Annotated in this window: 18 protein-coding genes and 2 pseudogenes; 9 read left to right on the top strand and 11 right to left on the bottom strand. The window is 68.1% G+C overall.

All coding sequences use genetic code 11. From position 1 onward, the window contains the following. Nucleotides 1-48: 48 nt before the first annotated feature. From KXD97_RS16220 to KXD97_RS16185, 8 genes are read right to left on the bottom strand one after another with little or no spacing between them, the layout of a single operon-like run. Complete coding sequence (locus tag KXD97_RS16220; protein WP_260751048.1) at nucleotides 49-1,572, bottom strand: MCE family protein; 1,524 nt, start codon at nucleotides 1,570-1,572, stop codon at nucleotides 49-51. Continuing rightward, nucleotides 1,572-2,771: an MCE family protein gene (locus KXD97_RS16215; RefSeq protein WP_260751047.1), complete on the bottom strand. Its 1,200-nt coding sequence runs from the start codon at nucleotides 2,769-2,771 to the stop codon at nucleotides 1,572-1,574. The genes KXD97_RS16220 and KXD97_RS16215 overlap by 1 nt, the downstream gene beginning before the upstream one ends. Continuing rightward, nucleotides 2,771-4,237: an MCE family protein gene (locus KXD97_RS16210; protein ID WP_260751046.1), complete on the bottom strand. Its 1,467-nt coding sequence runs from the start codon at nucleotides 4,235-4,237 to the stop codon at nucleotides 2,771-2,773. The genes KXD97_RS16215 and KXD97_RS16210 overlap by 1 nt, the downstream gene beginning before the upstream one ends. Further along, entirely contained in the window at nucleotides 4,234-5,316 is a 1,083-nt protein-coding gene (locus tag KXD97_RS16205) for an MCE family protein (protein ID WP_260751044.1), read from the bottom strand. Before KXD97_RS16205 ends, KXD97_RS16210 begins: the two co-directional genes overlap by 4 nt. Further along, nucleotides 5,316-6,347, bottom strand: a complete 1,032-nt coding sequence (locus KXD97_RS16200; RefSeq protein ID WP_260751042.1) for an MCE family protein — start codon at nucleotides 6,345-6,347, stop codon at nucleotides 5,316-5,318. The genes KXD97_RS16205 and KXD97_RS16200 overlap by 1 nt, the downstream gene beginning before the upstream one ends. After that, the gene (locus tag KXD97_RS16195) at nucleotides 6,344-7,537 is read right to left on the bottom strand and encodes an MCE family protein (RefSeq protein ID WP_260751040.1); all 1,194 of its coding nucleotides are present in this window, start codon (nucleotides 7,535-7,537) and stop codon (nucleotides 6,344-6,346) included. Before KXD97_RS16195 ends, KXD97_RS16200 begins: the two co-directional genes overlap by 4 nt. Before the next feature lie 14 nt (nucleotides 7,538-7,551). Beyond that, a complete protein-coding gene (locus tag KXD97_RS16190; protein ID WP_260751039.1) occupies nucleotides 7,552-8,400 on the bottom strand; it encodes an ABC transporter permease in 849 nt (282 codons plus the stop codon). A gap of 10 nt (nucleotides 8,401-8,410) precedes the next feature. Further along, the gene (locus KXD97_RS16185; protein ID WP_260751038.1) at nucleotides 8,411-9,223 is read right to left on the bottom strand and encodes an ABC transporter permease; all 813 of its coding nucleotides are present in this window, start codon (nucleotides 9,221-9,223) and stop codon (nucleotides 8,411-8,413) included. Nucleotides 9,224-9,457: 234 nt separating this feature from the next. On the opposite strand from KXD97_RS16185, the gene KXD97_RS16180 reads away from it, so the two are divergent. The 6 genes and pseudogenes from KXD97_RS16180 (at nucleotide 9,458) to KXD97_RS16150 (ending at nucleotide 15,282) form a co-directional block, all read left to right on the top strand. Further along, the gene (locus KXD97_RS16180; protein ID WP_260751037.1) at nucleotides 9,458-10,252 is read left to right on the top strand and encodes an SDR family NAD(P)-dependent oxidoreductase; all 795 of its coding nucleotides are present in this window, start codon (nucleotides 9,458-9,460) and stop codon (nucleotides 10,250-10,252) included. Nucleotides 10,253-10,292: 40 nt separating this feature from the next. Then, nucleotides 10,293-10,742 (top strand): hypothetical protein, encoded by a 450-nt coding sequence (locus tag KXD97_RS16175; RefSeq protein ID WP_260751036.1) that lies wholly within the window; start codon nucleotides 10,293-10,295, stop codon nucleotides 10,740-10,742. 148 nt (nucleotides 10,743-10,890) lie between these two features. Further along, nucleotides 10,891-11,883: an isopenicillin N synthase family oxygenase gene (locus KXD97_RS16170; RefSeq protein ID WP_260758001.1), complete on the top strand. Its 993-nt coding sequence runs from the start codon at nucleotides 10,891-10,893 to the stop codon at nucleotides 11,881-11,883. A gap of 64 nt (nucleotides 11,884-11,947) precedes the next feature. After that, nucleotides 11,948-12,900: pseudogene (locus tag KXD97_RS16165) on the top strand (LysR family transcriptional regulator). A 68-nt stretch (nucleotides 12,901-12,968) separates the two neighbouring features. Beyond that, the gene (locus tag KXD97_RS16155) at nucleotides 12,969-14,210 is read left to right on the top strand and encodes an acyl-CoA dehydrogenase family protein (RefSeq protein WP_260751034.1); all 1,242 of its coding nucleotides are present in this window, start codon (nucleotides 12,969-12,971) and stop codon (nucleotides 14,208-14,210) included. Nucleotides 14,211-14,235: 25 nt separating this feature from the next. Then, nucleotides 14,236-15,282: a hypothetical protein gene (locus KXD97_RS16150; protein WP_260751033.1), complete on the top strand. Its 1,047-nt coding sequence runs from the start codon at nucleotides 14,236-14,238 to the stop codon at nucleotides 15,280-15,282. Between the two features lie 169 nt (nucleotides 15,283-15,451). On the opposite strand, the gene KXD97_RS16145 is transcribed toward KXD97_RS16150, so the two are convergent. Further along, nucleotides 15,452-16,300, bottom strand: coding sequence for a TIGR03619 family F420-dependent LLM class oxidoreductase (locus KXD97_RS16145; RefSeq protein WP_260751032.1), 849 nt, complete (start codon nucleotides 16,298-16,300; stop codon nucleotides 15,452-15,454). Nucleotides 16,301-16,383: 83 nt separating this feature from the next. On the opposite strand from KXD97_RS16145, the pseudogene KXD97_RS16140 reads away from it, so the two are divergent. Further along, nucleotides 16,384-16,506, top strand: a pseudogene (locus KXD97_RS16140) (short-chain dehydrogenase); the annotation flags it as partial. A 5-nt stretch (nucleotides 16,507-16,511) separates the two neighbouring features. Here the strand turns inward: KXD97_RS16140 and KXD97_RS16135 are convergent. After that, the gene (locus KXD97_RS16135) at nucleotides 16,512-17,123 is read right to left on the bottom strand and encodes a TetR/AcrR family transcriptional regulator (RefSeq protein ID WP_260751031.1); all 612 of its coding nucleotides are present in this window, start codon (nucleotides 17,121-17,123) and stop codon (nucleotides 16,512-16,514) included. A gap of 129 nt (nucleotides 17,124-17,252) precedes the next feature. Here KXD97_RS16135 and KXD97_RS16130 point away from each other — a divergent pair, with 129 nt between their 5' ends. After that, nucleotides 17,253-18,368: a P1 family peptidase gene (locus KXD97_RS16130; protein WP_260751030.1), complete on the top strand. Its 1,116-nt coding sequence runs from the start codon at nucleotides 17,253-17,255 to the stop codon at nucleotides 18,366-18,368. 68 nt (nucleotides 18,369-18,436) lie between these two features. Then, the gene (locus KXD97_RS16125) at nucleotides 18,437-19,789 is read left to right on the top strand and encodes an APC family permease (RefSeq protein WP_260757999.1); all 1,353 of its coding nucleotides are present in this window, start codon (nucleotides 18,437-18,439) and stop codon (nucleotides 19,787-19,789) included. On the opposite strand, the gene KXD97_RS16120 is transcribed toward KXD97_RS16125, so the two are convergent. Then, on the bottom strand, nucleotides 19,790-21,409 hold the full coding sequence (locus KXD97_RS16120) for a PucR family transcriptional regulator (protein ID WP_260751029.1): 1,620 nt from the start codon (nucleotides 21,407-21,409) through the stop codon (nucleotides 19,790-19,792). Between the last annotated feature and the right edge of the window lies 1 nt (nucleotide 21,410).

The raw sequence follows: 21,410 nt of genomic DNA, 5'->3' as shown, positions 1-21,410 counted from the left end.
CCCTGGACGGGCAGTCCCGACCGGCTGATGAGAGCCGGCTCCCCCGACTCACCTGGGCAGCAGGTCCTCCCAGCTGTCCGGGGCGCTCGCAGCGAGATTCGACTGCGTGAACACCTGCCCGTCCGGGGCGGCGACCTGTCCGGTCTCGGGGTTGTAGGTGGCAACCGCGACCGGCGGGCCGTCGTCGGGTGCGACGGAACCGCTCGGCGTTACGGGCAACGCACCTCCGGTGGCCGGCGCGGGTGCTGGAGCCTCCGGGGCGGGCATCGGCGTGCCCTCCAGCGGTCCGAAGATCTGGTCGTTGAAGGTGACGCGGTCATCCGGGGGGACGCCCTGCGCGATCAACGCGGGATCAATCGGGTACGGGCCGAGCACGTGCTGGCGCATCGCCAACGGCTCGAACGGTTTGTCGCTCTCGCAGATCTCGACGGTCGGCGCCCGCTTGCCCGGCTGCTCCATGCACGGGAAATTCCGCGTGCCGCGCACACCGATCGGTGAATCCTGCGGCAGCTTGCAGTAGAGACCGTCCGGGGTGTCCACATCGGACAGATCGGCGGGCGAGCGCCGCGACGACGGCGGCAGGAAGCCCACCGCGCAGGCGGGTGGATCGCCCAGAGTCAGACTGAATTCCGACAGCGCCATGCCGGTCGGGTTGTTCAGCGACGAACCGTAGGACTGGGTCGCGGCCAGATACGGGGGCAACAACACCAGCAGTTGTTCCAGCGACGGATGATAGGCGACGCCGACCTGGCCGACGCTGGTCAGATTGGCCAGCAGCACAGGCAGAGTCGGCTTCACCTCCGTGAGCAACCGAGAGGCCTCGTCGGCTGCTGCCGGCCCGGTCCGCAGCAGGGTGCGCACCTGCGGGTCGTCGTCGGCGATCTGCCTGCTGATCCCGGCCAGACTGCGAGCCCACGTAGTGATCGCGTCGGCCTTTTCGGCCTGACCGTCGAGCAGCGGTCGACTGTCGTCGATCACGGTGCGAACCTGGTCGCCGGTGGCGTTAGCGTCGGCGGCCAGTCGGGCCGAGGAGTCGAACAGCGCGCCGAGCTCGTAACCGGTTCCGTTGAGCGCCTTGAACGATTCGTCGAGTAGGCCGCTCAGCGTGCCGGTCGGGATGCTGTCGACGAGGTCGCTCATCTGGTCGAGCATCGGGCCGACGGCCTGAGGAATCGAGGAACGGTCGGCGGTGATCACCGATCCGTCCTCCAAATACGGCCCGCCGTCGGTGCGCGGCTCCAGGTCGACGTATTGCTCACCGACCGCGGATACGCTGCGCACGTTGGCTTTCAGGTCGGCGGGGATCTTCGGTGCCGACTTCAGTGACATGGTGACCGTCGCACCGTCGCCGGTCGGACGGATGGCGGTGACCTTGCCGACCTCGATTCCGCGGTAGGTCACGTTGGAGAACTCGTACAGGCCACCGGTGGCCGGAAGGTGCAGGGTCACCGCGATGCGGCCGATTCCGAGCAGCATCGGGGCCTGTAGGTAGACGAACACCATCGCCCCCAGCCCCACCAGGGAGGCGATGGAGAAGATGATCAACTGGGTGCGGACGAACCGTGTCAGCATCAGTTGCCGCCTTCGGCAGGTTGCCCGCTCGCCGGGGGCGGCGGATCGATCAGTGGTGGCATTGTCGCCACCTCCGCCGGAACCGGGGTGATCGGCGCCTGGAGCGGGTCGAGTGTGTACGACGAGTACCACGGATCGCCGGGTGCGGGTACCAGGGAGGCGCCGGGCTCGCCCCAGCGGGTACCGAGGAAGATGCCGCTCTTCAAGCGGGGGATCGTGAAATCGAACACGATGAACTGATTCATGTAGTCGCCCCGGATGCCCCGGTCGATGAACTCCTGTGTGTACGGGTAGGTCGGCAGGAACGACAGCGCCGTCGCCAGATCGGGACCGACGTCGGCGAGAGCCCGTACCGCCGGCTCGAGATTGCGCAGATTGCGCACGATGTCGTCCTGGGTTTCGTCGATCAAATGTGTTGCGGTTCTGCTGAAGTCGCCGAGTTTGCGCATCGCGGTCACGATGCGGGGCTGTTGCCGGTTGAGGACGTCGAGAGCTTCCGGGATCCGTTTCAGCGCCGCGGTCAGCACCTCCCGCTGGCCGGCGAACGTGTCGGCCAGCCGGTGCAGCGCCGCGATCGTGGCGTTGATGCTGTCGCGCTGGTTGTCCAGGATGCCGATCACGTCGTTCATCCGGGTGAGCAGGTTACGGATCTGTTCCTGGCGTCCGTCGAGCGCGGCGCTGAAGTTGCCGATGATGTCACCGATCTGGGTGAGCCCACCGCCGTTGACAACCACCGACAGCGCCGACAACGTCTGCTCGGTCGACGGATACGTGGAGGTTCTGTTCAGCGGGATGTCGGCGCCCGGCCGCAGCCGGCCGGTCGGCTCCTCCCCGACGGGAGGATCGAGAGCCACGTGCATCGATCCGAGCAGACTGGTCTGCCCGACGGTGGCGACCGCGTTGGCAGGCACCACCACGTCGGGCTTCACCGACACGTCGATCTCGGCGTGCCAGTCGGTGAACGTCATCGTGCGCACCGCGCCGACGACGACGTCGTTCAGCATGACCGGTGAATTGGACTCCAGCGTGCCGACATTTTCGAGCGTGACGCGGTAGACGACCGCGTCCGGGCCGGTGCCGACGGTGCCCGGCAACGGAAGGGAGTTCAGCCCGTCAAAGGAGCATCCTGTCGCGGCCAGGGCCACGCAGCATGCCGTCGCCGCCCATCGACGCGCCTGCCGGCCGGAACGACGTGCCATCACGGGTTCCCTTCTGTCGGTGGCGCGGCCTCCGCGGGCAGCAGCATGTCGGCGATGTTGGTCGGGCCCGACGGCGCGGACGCCGGACCGGGTACGCCGGGCGGGATGGGCGCGCCGGGGTACAGCGCCGGCGACGGGTTGGCGGGCAATCCGTGCGGAGCAAAGGCGCCCGGCGGATGCGATGGATCCGTCCACCCCGGTGGCGGGGGAACATCACCGGCGCCGGTATAGGCGGACACGGCGGGCGGCACGTCGGCCGGCGCAGGCGCGGTCCTGCCGCCACCGGGCGCCAGACCGGGTTCGGAGTAGATCACGTTCTGCGGCGCGGGACCGAGATATGCGTTGAACGGCAGCGGAAGGTAGTTGAAGTTCATCAACCGCAACGCGGGTCCGAGGTACTGCGCGCACGCCTTGCCGGACTCCTCGGCGGTGACGTTCTCCACCGCGGCGATCGCCGAGCAGATCATCGTGACCGGGTTGGCGAAGTTGTTCATCGCGAACGAGCCTCGGGGTCCTCCGGTGTCGGGGTTGTAGATGTTGTAACCGTTGACGAGCGCGTTCGGGGCCGCGTGCAGGATGTTTTTGAGCACCATGCTGTCGTCGGCCAGCACTTGAGTCACCGCGGCGAGGCGCTGCACCTGTTCTGCGGTCTGGTTCCTCGAACCCTCGACGAACCGCCGGACCTCGCCGACGGCTTCGGACAGTGTGGTGATCGCGGAGTCCAGTTCGGAACGGCTGCCGTCGACCACGCCGCTGACGTCGGCCAAGCGGTCCTGGAACTGCACGATCTGAACGTTGCTGTCGCGCAGTGCGGTGACGAACGTCTGAAGGTGCGTGATGACCTCGACGATGTCGCCGCTGCCCTCACCCAGGATGCGCCCCACCCCCGAGAGCTGGGCGATGGTCTCGCGCAATTTGTCGCCGTTGCCGGCCATGGCGTCCGCGGTGGTGTCGATGAACCGTCCCAGTGAGGTCTGCGAGACTCCGCTGCGCGGACCGAGTTCGGTCGCCAGACGGGTCAGTTGCTCCTTGATCTCGTCCCACTCCACCGGGACCGCCGTGCGGTCCTGACTGATTTCGGCGCCGTCGGGCAGCGTCGGCCCACTGGTCTCCGGTGTCGCACCCCACGCCGGGGTCAGCTGGACGTAACGGGCGGACACCAGGTTGGGGGCCACGATGATGGCCTCGGCGTCTGCGGGGATCGGCACGTCGCGGTCGATGGCCAACATCATCTTGGCGCGGGTGCCCTGCGGCTCCACGGATGCGATGGTGCCCACTCGCACCCCGGCCACCCTGACCTCGTCGCCCGCGTAAATTGCTGTGGCTGAACGGAAGTACGCGACCACCGTGTAGGGGCTGAAGAAGTGCTGGTAGATGATCACCCCGGCGCCCGCCACAGCGAGCACGGCCAGTGCTGCCAGCAGCACCGCCCGCACCCACGCGCTCTGCTTGCCTGGTGCGCTCATCGCGACCCTCCGGGGATGCCGTTGTAGGGCCAAGGGAACTCGGCTCGCGGCCCGGCGCTGTCCGGCGGCTGACCGGCGTTCACGCCCCGGCGGAAGCCCAGTGCGTAGTCCAGGAACGGCTGGATCGCCAGGCCGGGCAACAGATTCGACGCGAACCCGTTGTAGAAGAAGCCGTTGTTCACGGCCTCGCCCTGGGTGACCTGGTATTTGGCGAGACCTTTCAGGGACGCCGTGATGTTGTCCCGGTTGCGCTCGAGCATCTCCGAGACCGTGTTCAGCTTCTCCAATGTCGGCGCCAGTTCCTGCTCGTTGTCGGCGACCATCCCGGACAGCTGTTGCGCCACCGCGGTGGTGCTGGACAGGAGGTTGACGATCGCGTACCGGCGTTCCTGCAGGACGGCGAGCAGATCGTTGGCGTTGAGCAGCAGCGTGTTGACCTGCACGCTGCGTTCGGAGAGGACCTCGGTGACGTCGGCGGCGGCGTCCAGCAGCGCGGACAGCGATTCGTTGCGGCTGTTCAGCGATCGCGACAGCCGGGACACCCCGTCGAAGGTGGGCGAAAGCTGCGGGGCGATGCGTTCGATGGTGTCGGACAACGTATCCAGTGACTGGTTGATCGCGGCCGTGTCGGTGGCCTCGGTGTTCGATGTGAACTCCCCCACCGCGTCGGTCAGCGAGTAGGGCGAACCGGTTCGGGTCAGCGGGATGATCCCCATCGAGCCGAGGCTCTCGCTGCCGGCCGGTGTGAGCACCAGCACCCGTTCGCCCAGCACTGTCGAGATACCGACGGTGGCGGTGGTGTCGCCGCCCACGCGCACCGCGCTCTCGACCGAGAAGGTGACCAGGGCTGTGCCGCGGGAGAGTTCGACATCGGAGACGGAGCCCACGGTCACTCCCGACACCTTCACCTGATTGCCGGCCGTCAGCCCGCCGGCCTCGGCGAAGACCGCCTGGTAGCGCACCGAGGTGGCCATCGCCCACAGTTGCTGGGGCTGCAGGCCGACCACGATCACCAGGGCGATCAGGACGGCGCCGAGGAAACCGGCTCGGACCAAGGAGGATCCGCGGTACTTCTGCATCAGGGCTCACCGCACCTTCCGGTGTTCTGGATGACCCACGGGAAGTGCGCGGTTCGCCCCTGCAGGTCGGTGACCCGGATCGAGACGCCGCAGATGTAGAGGTTCAGCCAGCTCCCGTAGGAGCCGAGCCGCACCAGCTTGCGGTAGTTCTGCGGGGTTTTCTGCAATGCGAGATCCAGTCGGGCCATATCGGTTTCGTTCGACAGCAAGGGCGCGAGGCGGTTCAACTCGTCGACTGTTCCGGCCAGCGGTGGCCTGGCCTCGGTCAGCAGCCCCGCCAGCGACGCGGTACCGGTGTCCAGCGCGGTGATGGCGTCACCGATCGGGTCACGATCCTGGGCCAGACCTGTGGCCAGCTGCTCGAGCCGATCGACGGCCGCGGAGAAGTTCTCGCCGTCGGCGGCGACGGTGGTGATGGTGTCGTTGAGCGTGTCGATGAGCCGTTCGACGGTCTGCCCATTGTCGGCCAGCGCGTTGGTGAACGACGCCGTCCTGCTGAACAGCGATTCCAGGTTGCCGCCCTGGCCTTGCAGGATCTGGATCAGGGAGCTGGTCAGGGTGTTGACGTCGTCGGGGTTCAGCCCCTGGATGACCGGTTTGAGGCCGCCCAGCAGCAGATCGAGATTCAGTGCCGGCTCGGTGCGCTCCACGCCGATGCGGGAGCCCGGCGGCTGGATCTTCGCCGAGCCGGGTTCGTCGAGGAGTTCCAGGTAGCGATCACCGACGAGGTTCAGATACCGCACCGCGATCTTCGTGCTTTCGGTGAGCCTGACGTTGTCGTCGGCGTCGAAATCGACGACGACGGAGCCGTCGCCCTGCAACGTGACGGCGTTGACCGTGCCGACGCGGATTCCGGCTGCCCGCACCGAATCTCCGCGTTCCAGGCTGGAGGAGTCGACGAGGACCGCCGAGTACTTGTTGGCCGATCCTGACCGGTACTCACCGAATATCACGAACAGTCCGACGGTCAGGAGCACCATAGTCATTCCGAACGCCGCGAATTTCGTCGCGGCCCTGCCCACGTCCGTCATCCTGGTTGTCCGATCTGTCCGCTGTTGCGGGGCGGCCCGTCGATCGGACCGAACAGAAGCTGCTTGAGGCCGTCGGAATTCAGCACGATGCCCTGGTTTCCGTATTGCGCGGGGTTGGCGTTGACATCGGTGATCACGAACGGTGGCCGTTTCTGAAAGCCCACCTTGGGCAGATCCGTGCACTGCGGACCACCCTTGGCGGCCACCTTGGGCAGGTTCTGCGGATAGCGGTAGCGCTCCTGCCCCAACACGATGGTCTGCAGCAGCAGGCCGCCGGGTACCGGCGTGCCGGGCGCCTTGGCCAGCTGCGCCGCCCCGCCCAGACCACAGTTGAGCGCCTGGTGGTATTCGTTCAGCAGGTCGGTGGTGGGGACCAGCAGTTCCATCACGGTGCTGATCGCTTCCCGGTTGCCTCCTACCACGTCCTGGCCGATGTCGGACAGTCCGATCACACTGACCAGCAGCGTGTCCAGGTTGTCCTGTTCCTCGACGATGGTTCGACCGATGGTGGTCGCGGCAGCGACGGTGTCGAGAAGTTCCTGCGCGACGTCGGCGTAGGTGCCGATGACCACGGGCGCCACCGCGAGCTCATGTTCCATGGCGGGCAGGCTCGGTTCGATCTTGGCCAGGAACGCTTCGAAGTCGGACATCGTCTGGCCGATCTGTTCGCCGCGCCCGCTCAACGCGGTGGCCAGTGCGCCGAGCGTCTGATTCAGTTCGGCAGGCTCGATCTTGGCCAGCACCGAGGACAACTGTTCGAACACCGTGTTGATCTCCACGGTGACGTGCTCGGCGTCCAGGACCTGTCCGGCCCGCAGCGGCTGCACCGAGGGATCGGCCGGCGGCACCAGTTCGACGTATTTGGAGCCGAACACCGTCGACGAGGCGATGTCCACCCGAACATCGGACGGGATGATGTCCATGTACGACGGGTCCATCGCCAGGTGGATCGCCGCCCGGCCGTCAGGCAGCGCTTCGATGGACTGCACTGAACCCACCTGCGCCCCATGCAGTTTCACCTTGGCGTCCGTGCCCATCACCAGGCCGGCCCGCTCCGACAGCACGGTCACGGGGACCGTGCTGAGGAAGCTGCCGCGGAACAGGCCCACCGCGACCGCGATCACCGCGGCCACAGCCAGCACGGTGGCCAGGCCGAGCAGCGGCCGTCTGGGGCGTGAATTCACCGACATCGTTGACGTCCCCGCTAACCCGACAGGTTGAAGTTGCCGTTGGCGCCGTAGATCGACAGCGACACCAGCAGCGTCACCGAGATCACGACGATCAGCGAGGTGCGGACGGCGTTACCGACCGCGACCCCCACCCCGGAGGGCCCGCCGCCGGCGAAGTAGCCGAAGTAGGTGTGCACCAACAGGATCGCCATCGCCATCAGGATCGCCTGTAGGAAGGACCACAACAGATCCTTCGGGTTCAAGAAGGTGGTGAAGTAGTGGTCGTACAGGCCCGCCGACTGGCCGAACAGCACCACGGTGGTGAGCTTGCTGGCTGCGAACGACAGGATCACCGCGATCGAGTACAGCGGGGCGATCGCGATCATCCCGGCGACGATGCGGGTGCTGACGAGATACTCGACGGGACGAATTCCCATCGTTTCCAGCGCGTCGATCTCCTCGTTGATGCGCATCGCGCCCAGCTGCGCGGTGACACCCGCACCGAACGTCGCGGCCAGTCCGATGCCGGCCACCACCGGAGCGGAGATCCGCACGTTGATGAACGCGGCCAGAAAGCCGGTCAGGGCTTCGATGCCGATGTCGCCCAGAGAGCTGTAGCCCTGCACCGCCAGGGTGCCGCCGGCGGCCAGGGTCAGGAACCCGACGATGACGACAGTGCCCCCAATCATGGCCAGAGTGCCTGCGCCCATGCTGATCTCGGCGATCAGACGGACGATCTCCCTGCGGTAGTGCACCGCTGCGTGCGGCACGCCGGCCAGAGCCCGGCCGTAGAACGCCGTGTGGTCCCCGATCCTGCCCAGAGTGTCGAGGGGTCGACCGACCTGATGGGCCAGCCGCGGGTGCAGTGCGCGTATCGCCGCCATACCGGCTGCCCTAGCCCGACGTCATCTGGATGCCGATCGCCGTGACGACGACGTTGACGACGAACAGCGCCATGAAGGCGTAGACCACGGTTTCATTGACCGCGTTCCCCACGGCTTTGGCGCCGCCGCTGCTGATGCTCAAACCGCGGTAGCAGGCCACCAGCCCGGCGATCAGCCCGAACAGCGCCGCCTTGACGCACGAGATGATGACCTCGGGCACCCCGGTGAGCAGCGTGATGCCCGCCGCGAACGCACCAGGGTTCACGCCCTGGACGAAGATCGAAAAGACGTAGCCGCCGACGATTCCGATGATCACCACCAGGCTGTTGAGCAGCAACGCGACCAGGCCGGAGGCCAACATCCGCGGGGTCACCAGCCGCTGCACCGGGTTGATACCCAGCACCTCCATCGCGTCGATCTCCTCGCGGATGGTGCGCGAACCCAGATCGGCGCACATCGCGGTCGCCCCGGCTCCGGCGACGATGAGCACCGTGACCATGGGTCCGACCTGTGTGACGGCGCCGAACGCGGCACCGGCACCGGACAGGTCGGCCGCGCCGAGTTCGCGCAACAGGATGTTCAGGGTGAAGCTGACCAGGACAGTGAACGGGATGGCGACCAGCAGTGTCGGGGCCAGGGACACCCCCGCCACGAACCAGGACTGGAGCAGAAACTCACCGGTCTGAAAAGGCCTGCGGAACAGGAACTTCACGGCGTCGGCAGACATCGACAGCAGCCCTCCGATGCCTTGCATCGGACCGGAGAATCCGCCCCCGAACGCCGGTAGCCCGGTGGACCAACGGTCCGCGGCCTTGTTCGCCATGTGCCGCCGAACCCTTCTTCGATACCGACTGAAACCTGCCGCGCTGCGACGAGACACACGTTGACAGCTGGGCGTGGCACGGGACACACCGCGTCCCATCCACCGGGAAGGGCCGGACGCGGGGCTGCGATCGCACGTGAACGTGGACGGCCGGTGTCACACTCAACAGCAACCGGATCGAAAACTGACAGGAGTTGTGCTTTGTCCACTACCTCGGCAGGGTCTTCACCCCTGATGCGTTACGCCGGCCGACGCGTGCTGATCACCGGAGGCGGTTCGGGCATCGGACAAGCCTGCGTGCTGCGTGTCCTCGCCGAAGGCGCACAGGTGGTGGCCGCCGACGTCAGCGCCGACGGGCTCGCCGACACCGTGGAGAAGGCCGGTGACACCGGCGGGAGCCTGTCGACGGTGCGGATGGACATCGGTGACGAGGCCTCGGTGTCCGCCGGGGTGGCCGACGCGGTCAGCACCTTGGGCGGGCTGGACACGCTGGTCAACGCCGCAGGCATCCTGCGGTCGGCGCATCTGGCGGACACCACGCTCGCCGATTTCGAGCAGGTGCTGCGCATCAACCTGGTCGGGACGTTCCTGGTGACCCGAGAGGCGATCGCGGCGCTGCACGAGGGCAACAGTCCTGCGGTGGTGAACTTCAGTTCCACCTCGGCACAGTTCGCCCATCCCTATATGGCCGCCTACGCCGCGTCCAAGGGCGGGGTGCTGGCGATGACCCACGCGTGGGCGTCGGAATTCGCCAAAGCCGGCATCCGGTTCAATTGCGTTCAACCGGGCTCGATCTCGTCCGGGATGACCGACGGCACCGGCGCCTCCCGCCAGAGCATCGGACCCGGTCTCCCGGAGGACGCCGACTACACGCTGTTCGGCAAGGTCGCGCCGATGCTGCCCCTGGACGGCGGCGCGATCTTCGCCGCCCCGGATGCCGTCGCCGGGGTGGTGGCGATGCTGGGCAGTAAGGACGCGTACTTCATCACCGGCACCGAGGTCCGAATCGACGGCGGCTCCCACATGTAGTCGTCGCGACTCGCCCCATCCACTCTCACGGAGCTCACTCATGCAGATGCGCACAATCGCCGGGACGGTCCTGCTGGCGGCGGGAACAGTCATGTCGCCCGCACCGGCCCAGGCCGCACCGTTCTTCGCCAACTATTCACTGAACATCCAGGGACGGTATGACTTTCACACCTGGACCTGGGCGGTGACCTACTGCATCCCCGATGCCGCGGGCTGCGCTCACATCAAGGCGATACCGATGCCGACCGCGAAGGCGTTCGAGTACAGCGGTGACGCACATCTGGCAGACGGCAGGTACACCCTGAGCGTGGATGTCCCCGACGGGCTTCGGTGCGGCAACGTGTATTACGGTCCGGTCATCCCGACCCGCGATGTGTACGAATGGGACGCCGCCACGTTGCAGGGGACGATGACGTCGTCGTTCGCGACAGGCTGCGACGGCGCGCCGGGCGGGGCGTTCACCTATCCGTTCGCGCTGGTGCGGCTCTGATCACCGGCAGATCCGGTACCTGCGGCCGCTGACCGGGACGCGACCGCCGCCCGCGCTGTGGTTCCCGATCCAGCCCTGCTTCAGGCCCTGTGAAGAATTCCTTGACACGGGTTGGCCGTGGCCGCCGGATGCGGCAGTGTCGACAAACATGCTGCCCGTGCTCGATCAGACCACCGCCGATTCCGACCCGGACGCGTTCCGCGTCGCGCTTCGGGAAGCAGCGCACTCATTCGGCTTCTTCTATCTGACCGGACACGGGGTGCCGCAGCGTCAGCTCACCGAGATCCTGGGGTTGGCCAGGCAGTTCTTCGGGCTGCCGCTGGAGGAGAAGAACCGCATCAGCCAACTGAAGAGCCCCCAGTTCCGCGGCTACTCACGGCTGGGCGGCGAACTGACCAACGGCCGGGTCGACTGGCGGGAGCAGATCGACATCGGTCCCGAACGACCGATCATTCCTGGCGCACAGGGCTATTGGAGGCTGCAGGGGCCCAATCTGTGGCCGCAGCGGCCTGCCGGCTTCCGGTCCGCGTTCGAACGGTGGGACAGTGCGCTGTCGGGCGTCGGCCTGCGCCTGCTCAGGCATTGGGCGGTGTCCCTGGGCGCTGCCGAAGATTTGTTCGACGACGCCTTCGCCGACCGACCCGCGACGTTGATCAAGGTGGTGCGCTACCCCGGCACCGAGGAGACCCCGCAGGGCGTCGGGGCGCACAAGGACTCCGGGGTCCTGACCCTGCTGCTGGTCGAACCCGGGTCCGCGGGGCTGCAGGTGGAGCTCCGACGCGGCGAGTGGCTGGACGTGCCGCCGCTGCCGGGGGCGTTCATCGTCAACATCGGTGAATTGCTGGAGGTCGCCACGGGCGGCTACCTACGCGCCACCCAGCATCGGGTGCTGTCCCCGCCGCCGGGCACCGACCGCGTCTCGATCCCCTACTTCCTCAATCCGGCGCTCGACGCGCTCGTCCCGATCATTACCCTGCCGGCGGAGTTGGCCGCGCTGTCGCGTGGCGTGGAGGCCGACCCTCACAATCCGATCTTCAACACCTACGGGGAGAACGCATGGAAGTCGCGCAACCGCGCGCATCCCGACGTGGCCGAGCTTCACCACGGGATCAGCTCCGCGCGTGCTGATCCTGGAGGCTGACCCTTTGCGGTCCCGCTGATTTCAACTCTGCCGGGTCCTGCGCCCCCGCCCTAGGCTTCCCGGGGTGTTCGATGTGCGCCGCTTGATCGTCCTGCAGGAGATCGCCCGCGCCGGTTCGCTGAGTGCGGCCGCGGTGTCGTTGAACTACACCACTTCCGCGGTTTCCCAACAGGTCACCGCGCTCGAACGCGACCTCGGCTGGAGGCTGGTGCACCGTGGACCGTCGGGCGCACGGCTCACCGAGGCGGGAGCCCGCCTGCTCGAGCACGTCCCGGCCATCCTCGGCGCGATCAACGCCGCCGAACGGGACCTGGCGGATCTGGCGTCGCCGCGGCGCGGCCTCGTGCGCATCGCGTCGTTCTCGAGCGCGGCGGCCGCCATCCTGCCGCCGGCGATCGCGCGAGTCCGCGCCCTGCTTCCCGGGGTGGAGGTCGAGTTGGTCGCTGTCGACCCCGAGGACGGCGTCGAACTGCTACGGACCGGCGGCGCGGATGCCGCGATGATCACCGAGGTCCCCGGCGACCGTCCGGAGTTCCCCGGGGTCAATACCGTCGGCGTCTATGACGACGAGTTCTACGCCGTACTTCCGCGCGCCCATCCCATGGCCGGGCGCGCGGAGGTGCCGATGACCGCGCTCGCCGCCGAGAGCTGGGTCCTCAGCTCACAGACAGGTGCCTGCCCGGACACGCGGGTGTTCCGAGACGCCTGCCGCGGTGCCGGTTCGAGCCTTCGGTAGCGTTCCGCGCCGAGGACTACGCCACGGTGCAGGGTTTCGTGGCGGCGGGGCTGGGCGTATCCCTGGTGCCGTCGCTCGCTGCCGCCCGGGTCCGCGACGACGTCGCCGTGCGAAGGCTGACCGGTCATCGGCCCGTACGCCGGATCTGCGTTGCCACCGCATCGGCACCGCGGCCGGCGAGCACTCTCGCCACAGTGGTCGGCAGCATCGCCGCCGCCGGCGCACGTCTGGCCGACGAAGCGGTCTACAGCATTGCTGCACACGTCTCCAGCGTCGCTTGAACCGTATCGACACCGAACATTCACGCTCCGTACGTTTTCCGCAGACATCAGACGAGGAGTCCCATCCCATGACCGTGACCGATACCATCTCCGCCGAGACCACCGTCCCGGTTCTGCAGTCCGTCGAGGCGGCACTCGGCGTGGCGACCGAGGTCGCTGCCGAGGTCGCTGCCGGGGCGGTGCAACGTGAACTCGACGGGGCGCTGCCCACCGAGTCGTTACGCCGGGTCGGGGAATCCGGACTTCTGGGCATTCTCGTTCCCGCGGCGTTCGGCGGGCCTGACCTGCCGCGGTCGACCGCGGTCGAGGTACTGCGCATCCTGTCGCGGGCAGACTCCGCGGTCGGGCAGTTGCTGTTGGCCCACTACGTCCTCAGCGCGGCGATCCGCGGTCTCGGCGACAACGCGCCCGCTCCCCATATCTACGCAGCGGTGCTGGCCGGGGCCCAGTTGGGCAACGCCACCGTGGAACGCGGGACACGGACCAGCGTGGAACGAAAAACCATCGTGCGCCGAGACGCCGGCCGCGGCTGGGTCCTCAACGGAGTGAAGTACTACGCGACGGGCTCGCTGGGCGCCCAGTGGATCGCCGTGGCGGCGCGCATCGACGGCACCGGTCACGGCGCGACGGTCTTCGTCCGGCCCACCGACCCCGGGGTGACGCTGAACCTCGACCGGTGGTCGGCGTTCGGGCAGCGCGGTACCGCCAGCGGTGAGGTCATCCTGGACAACGTCAACGTCGCCGCCGAGTACGTCATCGACGAGGGGCCCGACCCCGACCCGGTCACCGCGCCGCCGTCGGTGCTCGGTGCCTTCGACCAGGCGCTGCACACCGCGGTCGACGTCGGAATCGCCAGGGCGGCATTGGAAGACGGTGCGGCCTTCGTCGCCACCCGCAGCCGCCCGTGGTTCGAAGCCGGCGTCGACCGGGCGGCCGACGAACCGCACGTGGTGCGCCGTTTCGGTGAACTGACCGCCAGGCTGTACGCGCTGGAGGCCCTGCTCGCCCACGGCTCCGCGCTGGTCGACGACGCGCTGGCCGAGCCGGAACTGACCCGGGCCGCCGCAGCGAAGGCCTCTCTGCAGGTCGCGGCGGCCAAGGCGCTGACACAGGAGTTCGCCGTCGAGATCGCCGGCGGCGTCCTTGAACTCGCCGGCGCCTCGGCGACGGACGCCGGCTTCGCACTGGACCGGCACTGGCGCAACGTGCGCGTGCACAGTCTGCACGACCCGGCCCGCTGGAAATACGTCCACCTCGGCCGGCACACGCTCGACGGCACGCTTCCGCCGCGCCTGGGTCTGCTGCTCTGACACCGCCACCCGCAAAGGAACCTCGATGACCAGCTTCTATCTCACCGGCAGCATCAACGTCCCCACCACCGGGGCCGCCTTCGCGCTCGTCGGCGAGCGTCTTCAGCCCGGCGTGACCCGGGTACCCGACGGCGAGCCCGGCGACCGCGCCAACTGGGTCCTGGTACATGCGGCGCACTTCCTCGCCAACGACACGCTCGCCTCCGACGGCGAGCGTGCGCGCGTGCTGCCCGCAACCACCGTGGTATTCGGCGACATCGACTATCACTCGACGGCGATCGCTTCCTACCGCGAGTTCCGGGCCGAGCGCGACGCCGGTGTCCTCGCCGCCGACTCACGCTTCCTCGTCTCGATCGCCACACCCCTGAACGCGGTGAACTCGTTCGTGGAGTTCGACTCCCGGGTCGAGGTCGCGCTCGCCTACGAGCACGCACTGCGTCGCAGCGTCGACGCGATCCAGGACGCGATCCCCCACACCGACCTCGCCATTCAGTGGGACCTGCCGACCGAGCTGGCGACCGTCGAGGGCTGGTTCCCGAATCCCTACGGCGACAACGAGGCCATCTTCGAAGCCACCGCACGACTCGCGCACTGGGTGGCCGGGGAGGTCGACCTGACATTTCACCTCTGCTACGGAGACTCCAAGTTCGGCGCGTCCCCGTTCATGGGAGAGCCGCCGAACGACGCCGCGGCGGCGCGCGGCGGACGGCACATCCTGCCCCGCGACGCGTCGGCCATCGTCGCCCTGGCCAACGGGCTCTCCCGTCACATCACCCGGCCCATCAACGCGATTCAGGCCGCCACGGTCACTTCCTGGACCAGACGGGCACACTGGCGGCCGCTGGCCGACCTCGCCGTCGAACCTGACACGGAGTTCTACCTCGGTCTGGTGCACGCCGAGGACGGCGCCGAGGGCGCACGTAGTCGCGCCGCGATCGCGGCCGACTTCCTACCGGAATTCGGCTTGTCCACCGAGTGCGGTCTCGGCCGCCACTCCGCCGAACAACTCGAAGCCGTCCTGAGCACGTGGCGGGAACTGAGCGCCAGTTTCGAGCCGGTGCCGGCTATCTGAGAACCCGGCGCTCTGGGCGACCAGGGTCATCTCGACGGGACCGGCGGTCCCGCCCCCTGCTGCTCGGCGCGGCTAGTCCGTGCGCCCGGCGACCCCGGCCGTCCAGCTGCTGCAGGCGAACTTCCAGGGCTGCAAGGTCAGCCGACATTCTTGCTTCCCTTTCGTGGCTTCAGAGTTCTTCGACGAGCTCGCGTAACGATGCCAGCTGCTCACAGTAGTGATCGACCGAGGATGCGGCCACCGTGCACGTCACGCCCGTGGCGCCGACGCCGCGCAGGGTTCTGAGCCGCTTCAGGCATGCGGCGCGTGCCCCCGGATCGAGCGGACCGACAGGCAGGATCACGTCGAACCTGTCCGGAATATCTTGCGCAGCGAGCATTTCGGCAATCTCGACTGATCTCAGCCCGAAGGGCATCCACCCGTCGGCGAGTGTCACCGCGCGACGCAGCGAACGCCGGCTGCGGCCGCCCACCCAGATAGGCACCCGGGGTTGCACGGCGCTCGGCTCGACGACTATTGCCTCGTAGCGGTAGAACTCGCCGCGATAGGAGGGTTCGCGCACCGACAGTGACGAGCGCAGTGCGCGGATGGCGTCGTCGGCCCTGGCGCCGCGGTCCCCCCATGTCGCGCCGAGCATGTCGAATTCCGCACGCAGCGATCCGACGCCGACGCCGAGGACAAGCCGTCCGTCGCTGACCCGATCAAGGGTGCCATAGCGTTTCGCGATCTCCAGCGGGTGGTGATAGCCGAGGACGAGGACCGAGGTGGCCAGCCGGATGCGAGTGGTCCGGGCCGCCAGAAAGCCGAAGGTGGCCAACGGGTCCCAGTACACCGCGCCGCGGACCGCGGCGTCGTCGACAGGAACGGCGACGTGCTCCGAACAGGTCAGGTAGTCGAACCCCAGGCGGTCGGCGGTTTCGGCGATGCGGGCGACGTCCTCGATGTCGGCGGCCCGTTCCCAGGGACTGGCCGCCGCGGGTGTCTGCACCACAACAGGCGTCGAGAGTCCGATGAGCACTGCTCCGTTATAGCCGTGGCACACCGGGGAGCTCGCGGCGGGTCTCGCCCCCTGGATCACGATTATTGAGCGGAACAGCCACACCGGTCTTCATTGCGGGCGGTAACGCCGAACAAGCAGCGCGCGGCAGTGCGCCCGACCGGGCGGCCGTCGTGCTCGGCGCTCACGAGACGATCAAGCACCTCACGGGCCGATCGGCCCCGTGATCGAGTCACACCGTCTCGGGAAGCCTTGCTCCGGTGGCCATTTCGGCGAACTGGCGCATGAGCCGCAGCGCGGTCGCCCGGTCGAACTGGGGATCGCGCGCGACGATGCGGTACCCGAAATAGTCCTCCATCGCCATCAACGACATCGCGATGTCCACGGCCCCACCGGTCAACGTGAACGCCCCGGCCTCGGCACCGGCGTTCAACAGGTCCCGGTAGAGGCCGACCTGACGGTGGTAGATGCCCTGCACGTCGGCCCGCCGGTCGAGCTCGAAGCCCGCCGCCAGCACGGCGCGCCAGATAGCCCGCCACTCGGCGTCCTCGGGTCCGGTGGGCAGACCCCCCGCGATGGTCACCGCCAGCTGCGCGGGAGGATCTCCGGCCTCGGCGGCCAGTCGCAGCCGTTCATCGTAGAAGCGGACATCCGAGCGCAGCGCCAACTCCGCCAGCAGCGCCGGCATGTCCTTGAAGTAGTACCGCACCGCGTTGGTGGTCAGCCCCAGTTCGGCCGCCACGTCGGCGAGCTTGAGGGTGGCCAGATCGTGGCGTTCGATGAGCGCGATCGCCGCATCCATGATGTCGCCCCGCCGTTCCACCTGCCGATTCGGCCGCGCCATGCCGTGGTCACCTCCCCCGCTGCCGGATGTCAGTCGAACCTATTCTGCCGTTCCTCTTGCGTCCGGGATCACACGGGCGCATAGTTCTTTTCCAAATTGGAAAAGAACTTACCGGAACGAGCGTGATCAGTGCGTGCCAGAGACCTCGGCGTCGTCATCGGGGAACATCCCACCGGCCCGGCCAACGCCATCACCGACGTCGCAGGCGTGCGGGTCGGACACACCACCCTTGATGCCGACGGGCCCCCGGCTGTGCACACCGGGGTGACTGTCGTGGTCCCCCACGACGACATCTGGACCGAACCGGTGTTCGCCGGCTCGCACCGGCTCAACGGCAGCGGCGAGCTGACCGGACTGGAATGGATCCGCGAATCCGGCGAGCTCACCTCCGCCATCGGGCTCACCAACACCCACAGTGTCGGCGTGGTCCGCGACGAACTGGTGGCCGCCCAGGTGCGCGCCCGCGGCGAGGGCCTCTACTGGTCACTGCCGGTGGTCGGCGAGACCTACGACGGTCTGCTCAACGACATCAACGGGTTTCACGTCCGGCCCGAGCACGTGCGCTCCGCCCTCGACGCCGCCTCCTCCTCCGCGCCTGCCGAGGGCAACGTCGGCGGCGGCACCGGGATGATCTGCCACGGGTTCAAGGGCGGCATCGGCACCTCGTCGCGCGTCACCGACACCGCCGCCGGCCCGTACACGGTGGGCGTGCTCGTGCAGGCCAATCACGGCCGCCGCGAACGACTCCGGATCAACGGCGTCCCCGTCGGCGAACTGATCGGCCCGTCCGAGGTCCCGCTGCCGGACCTGCCGGCCCGGTACGAGCCCGGATCAGGCTCCATCATCGTCATCGTCGCCACCGACGCACCCCTGCTCCCCCACCAGTGCACCCGGCTGGCCCAGCGCGCGGCGCTGGCGGTGAGCCGTCTCGGCGGCACCGGGGAGCAGTACAGCGGCGATCTCATGCTGGCGTTCTCCACCGGCAACCGCGGTATCCCGCCCTATGCGTGGCACGAGGATCCGGCCGCCTCCCGGCCCGAGGTCACACTGCGAATGGTCGCTCCCCAGTTGATGACCCGGCTGTTTGATCTCACGATCGAAGCCACCGAGGAAGCCATCGTCAACGCGATGGTCGCCGCCACCACGATGACCGGCTGTCACGGCTTCACCGCCCACGCACTGGACCACGACCTGCTGCGGCAGGCGATGCGTATCAACACCCCTCAACCCCAGGAGATTTCGTGACCACTACACCTACCAGAACCGACGGGCGGCGCCTCACCGGGCACCTCGGACCCGTCGGCATCGTGTTCATGGTCGTCGCGGCGGCCGCGCCGCTGACGGTGATCGGCGGCAACATGCCGTTGGCGATGGGACTCGGCAACGGCGCGGGCGCGCCGATGGGGTTCGTGATCGCCGCGTTGGTGCTGCTGGTGTTCAGCGTCGGGTTCGTGACGATGACGCCGTATGTGCCCGAGGCCGGTGCGTTCTTCTCCTACGTCACCGTGGGTCTGGGAGAACGGATGGGCAAGGGTATCGCGGTGGTGGCACTGATCGCCTACACCGCCATCCAGATCGGCATCTACGGCTACATCGGATGGGCGATCAACGACACGGTGATCCACTACGGCGGACCCGTGATCCCTTGGCCTGTCTACTCGTTCGGTGTGCTGGCGATCGTCGCCGTGCTGGGTTACCGGCACATCGAGCTCAGCGCCAAGGTGCTTGGGGTGGCGCTGGCCCTCGAGATCGGCATCGTCGTGGTGCTCGACGCCGTGATGGTCGCCAATCCCGGCCCGGCCGGCGTCACGCTGGCCTCCTTCGATCCCGCCGTGTTCACCAGCGGAACCATCGGCATCGCGATCCTGTTCGCCCTCACCGGGTTCATCGGCTTCGAGTCGACCGCGGTGTTCCGTGACGAGGCTCGCGACCCGGAGCGCACCATTCCCCGCGCCACCTATGCCGCGGTCATCCTGATCGGCGCGTTCTACGCGATCACGGTGTGGGCGTTCGTCGTTGCGATCGGCCCGGATCAGGTGGGCGCGGTCGCGCAGCGCACCCTCGACGGAGAAGGCAACATGCTGCTGGACACCACCGGAGACATGCTGGGCACCGTCGGCCGCGACATCGTCAACGTCCTGTTGCTGACCAGCCTGTTCGCGTGTGTGCTGTCGTTCCACAACGTGATCGCCCGCTACCAGTTCGTGCTGGCCGGCAAGGGCCTGCTGCCGGCCCGGCTGGCCAAGGTGCACGACAACCATGAGTCGCCGTCGTTCTCGTCGGTGGTGCAGACCGTCACCGCCACCCTCATCATCGCGGTGTTGGCGATCCTCGGAATCGACCCGCTGGTCGGGGTTTTCGGGTCGATGGCCGGTGTCGCGACGGTCGGGATGGTCACCCTGATGCTCACCACGTCGATCGCCGTGCTGGTCTTCTTCCTGCGCCACCGCGACCGGGTGTCGGGCCGGGTCTGGACCACGCGGATCGCTCCGGCACTGGCGGTGGCCGGTCTGCTGGCCAGCCTGTGGCTGGTGTTGTCGAACTTCACGCTGGTCACCGGCGGCAGTGCGACATTGAGCACCGTCCTGGCCGCGGTTCCGTTCGCAGGCCTGATCGTCGGCTTCCTGGCCTGGCGACCCTCACGCTCGTTGTCGCCGGCGGAATGATCAGGTGACCTCATTGAGGCTGGCGGGCTCGATGCGTTGCCGCGCGTCGAGCACCATCAGCGCCACCGACAGCGAGGTCATCGATTCGGCATCGTCGAGGTCGACACCCAGGGTCTGTTCGATGGTCGCCAACCGCTTGTAGAGGGCCGGTCTGCTGATGTGCAGCCGCTGGGCCAGCGCTGCTTTGTTGCCCGCGAGGCCGAGGTATTCGCGGAGCACCTCGACGTCCGCGGCCGCCCCGCGGTCGAGCAGGGGTTTGAGTTCGGTCTCGGCGAACCGCTGCACGCGTGGATCGTCGCGCAGCAAGGCCATCAGGCCGCGCAACCGGACGTCGGAGGCGCGGAAGTACGGCCGCGCGCTGTCTCGCATCGCCAGCGCGACCTCAGCGACGTGGGCGGCCTCGGCCAGACCGCGGATGGCGTCGGTGACGTCGACTTCCGGTGTACCCACCGCGCACACCGAGCGAGCGATGCCGTCGACCCGGCGCAGCTCCTTGTGCAGCCGCGCGCCGAGCTCGGCGAGCGCCTTGTCCGGGCCGCCGCGCGCGGTGTTGACGGTGAGCAGTGCCGCGATCTCCCCGTCGCGGCGGCCGGCGAAGACACCGGTGTGGCCGGCGACGTTGACGGTGTGGGCGACGGCGTCGAGCAGCGAGATGTTGCGTCGTTGCGCAGCAAGCGGATCGGTGGACGTCCCGGTGCGCTCGACACGGACGACCACCGGGTGGTAGCGCGCCGCCTTGCGCAGCCCGAGGGCGTGCGCGCGTGCCGCGGCCTCCCGCTCGTCGGCCACCCGGCCGCCCAGCACGTCGTCGATCAGTCCGCTCTGCGCCTGCTGGCGAAGACCGGTGTTGTTCCGCTCGATCATGCGGTTGAGCGCCAGCGCCGCCGAGGCCCGTTCGAGCACCATCGTCGCCCGGGCCCGGTCGGCCGGTGTCATCGGTACGATCAGCCGACCCCACTCTTCGCCGCGCGGTCCGACCGCGGTGAGCACCCACTGCTCGGGACCTCCGCCGGCCGTTGGGCTGCGGCGCGACCGGCTCTCCCAGTCATCAAGCAGGGCCGCGGTTTTCGCGCCGCTGGCGGACACTGCGATGGCCTGGTGGGCAAGATCCTCCAGGACGACCGGCAGGTCGAGGATCCGGGCCGCCGCATCGACGATGCCCGCCACCGAGGCCCGCTTCATACTCAGCTCGGTGAACACTTCATGGACTCGCCGGTCGAACGCGACCTCGTCGTACTGTTCGGCGACGATGCGCCGGTGCACGACCTCGGTCACGTCGACGAACCTGATCTGCCGGTGCAGTACGACCAATGCGAGGTCGAGCTTCCCGGCCAGTGCCGTCAAGGATGCGGGAAGCGCCGGCATGCGGGCACCGAGTTCGACGACGACTCCCAACGCGCCGGCGTCGGCCAATCCCTGAAGGTAGCGTGTCGGTGTGCGGCCCAGACCGGCCCCGGTGGTCAGCACCAGCTCACCGCCCTGCAGCAGCGAGGACAGGTCGGCCACGCCGCCGACGTGCAGCCAACGGACCGGCTCGGACCATCGGCACCGGCTGAGGATCTCGGGAGATCCCCGCTGGACCACGGGCAGCTCGACGACTTCGCCCACCGTCACGGCCATT

The organism is Mycobacterium sp. SMC-8 (genome assembly GCF_025263565.1).
Taxonomy (GTDB): Bacteria; Actinomycetota; Actinomycetes; order Mycobacteriales; family Mycobacteriaceae; genus Mycobacterium.
Note: the sequence above shows the minus strand (reverse complement) of the source record. Positions and strands in the feature narration are given on the sequence as shown.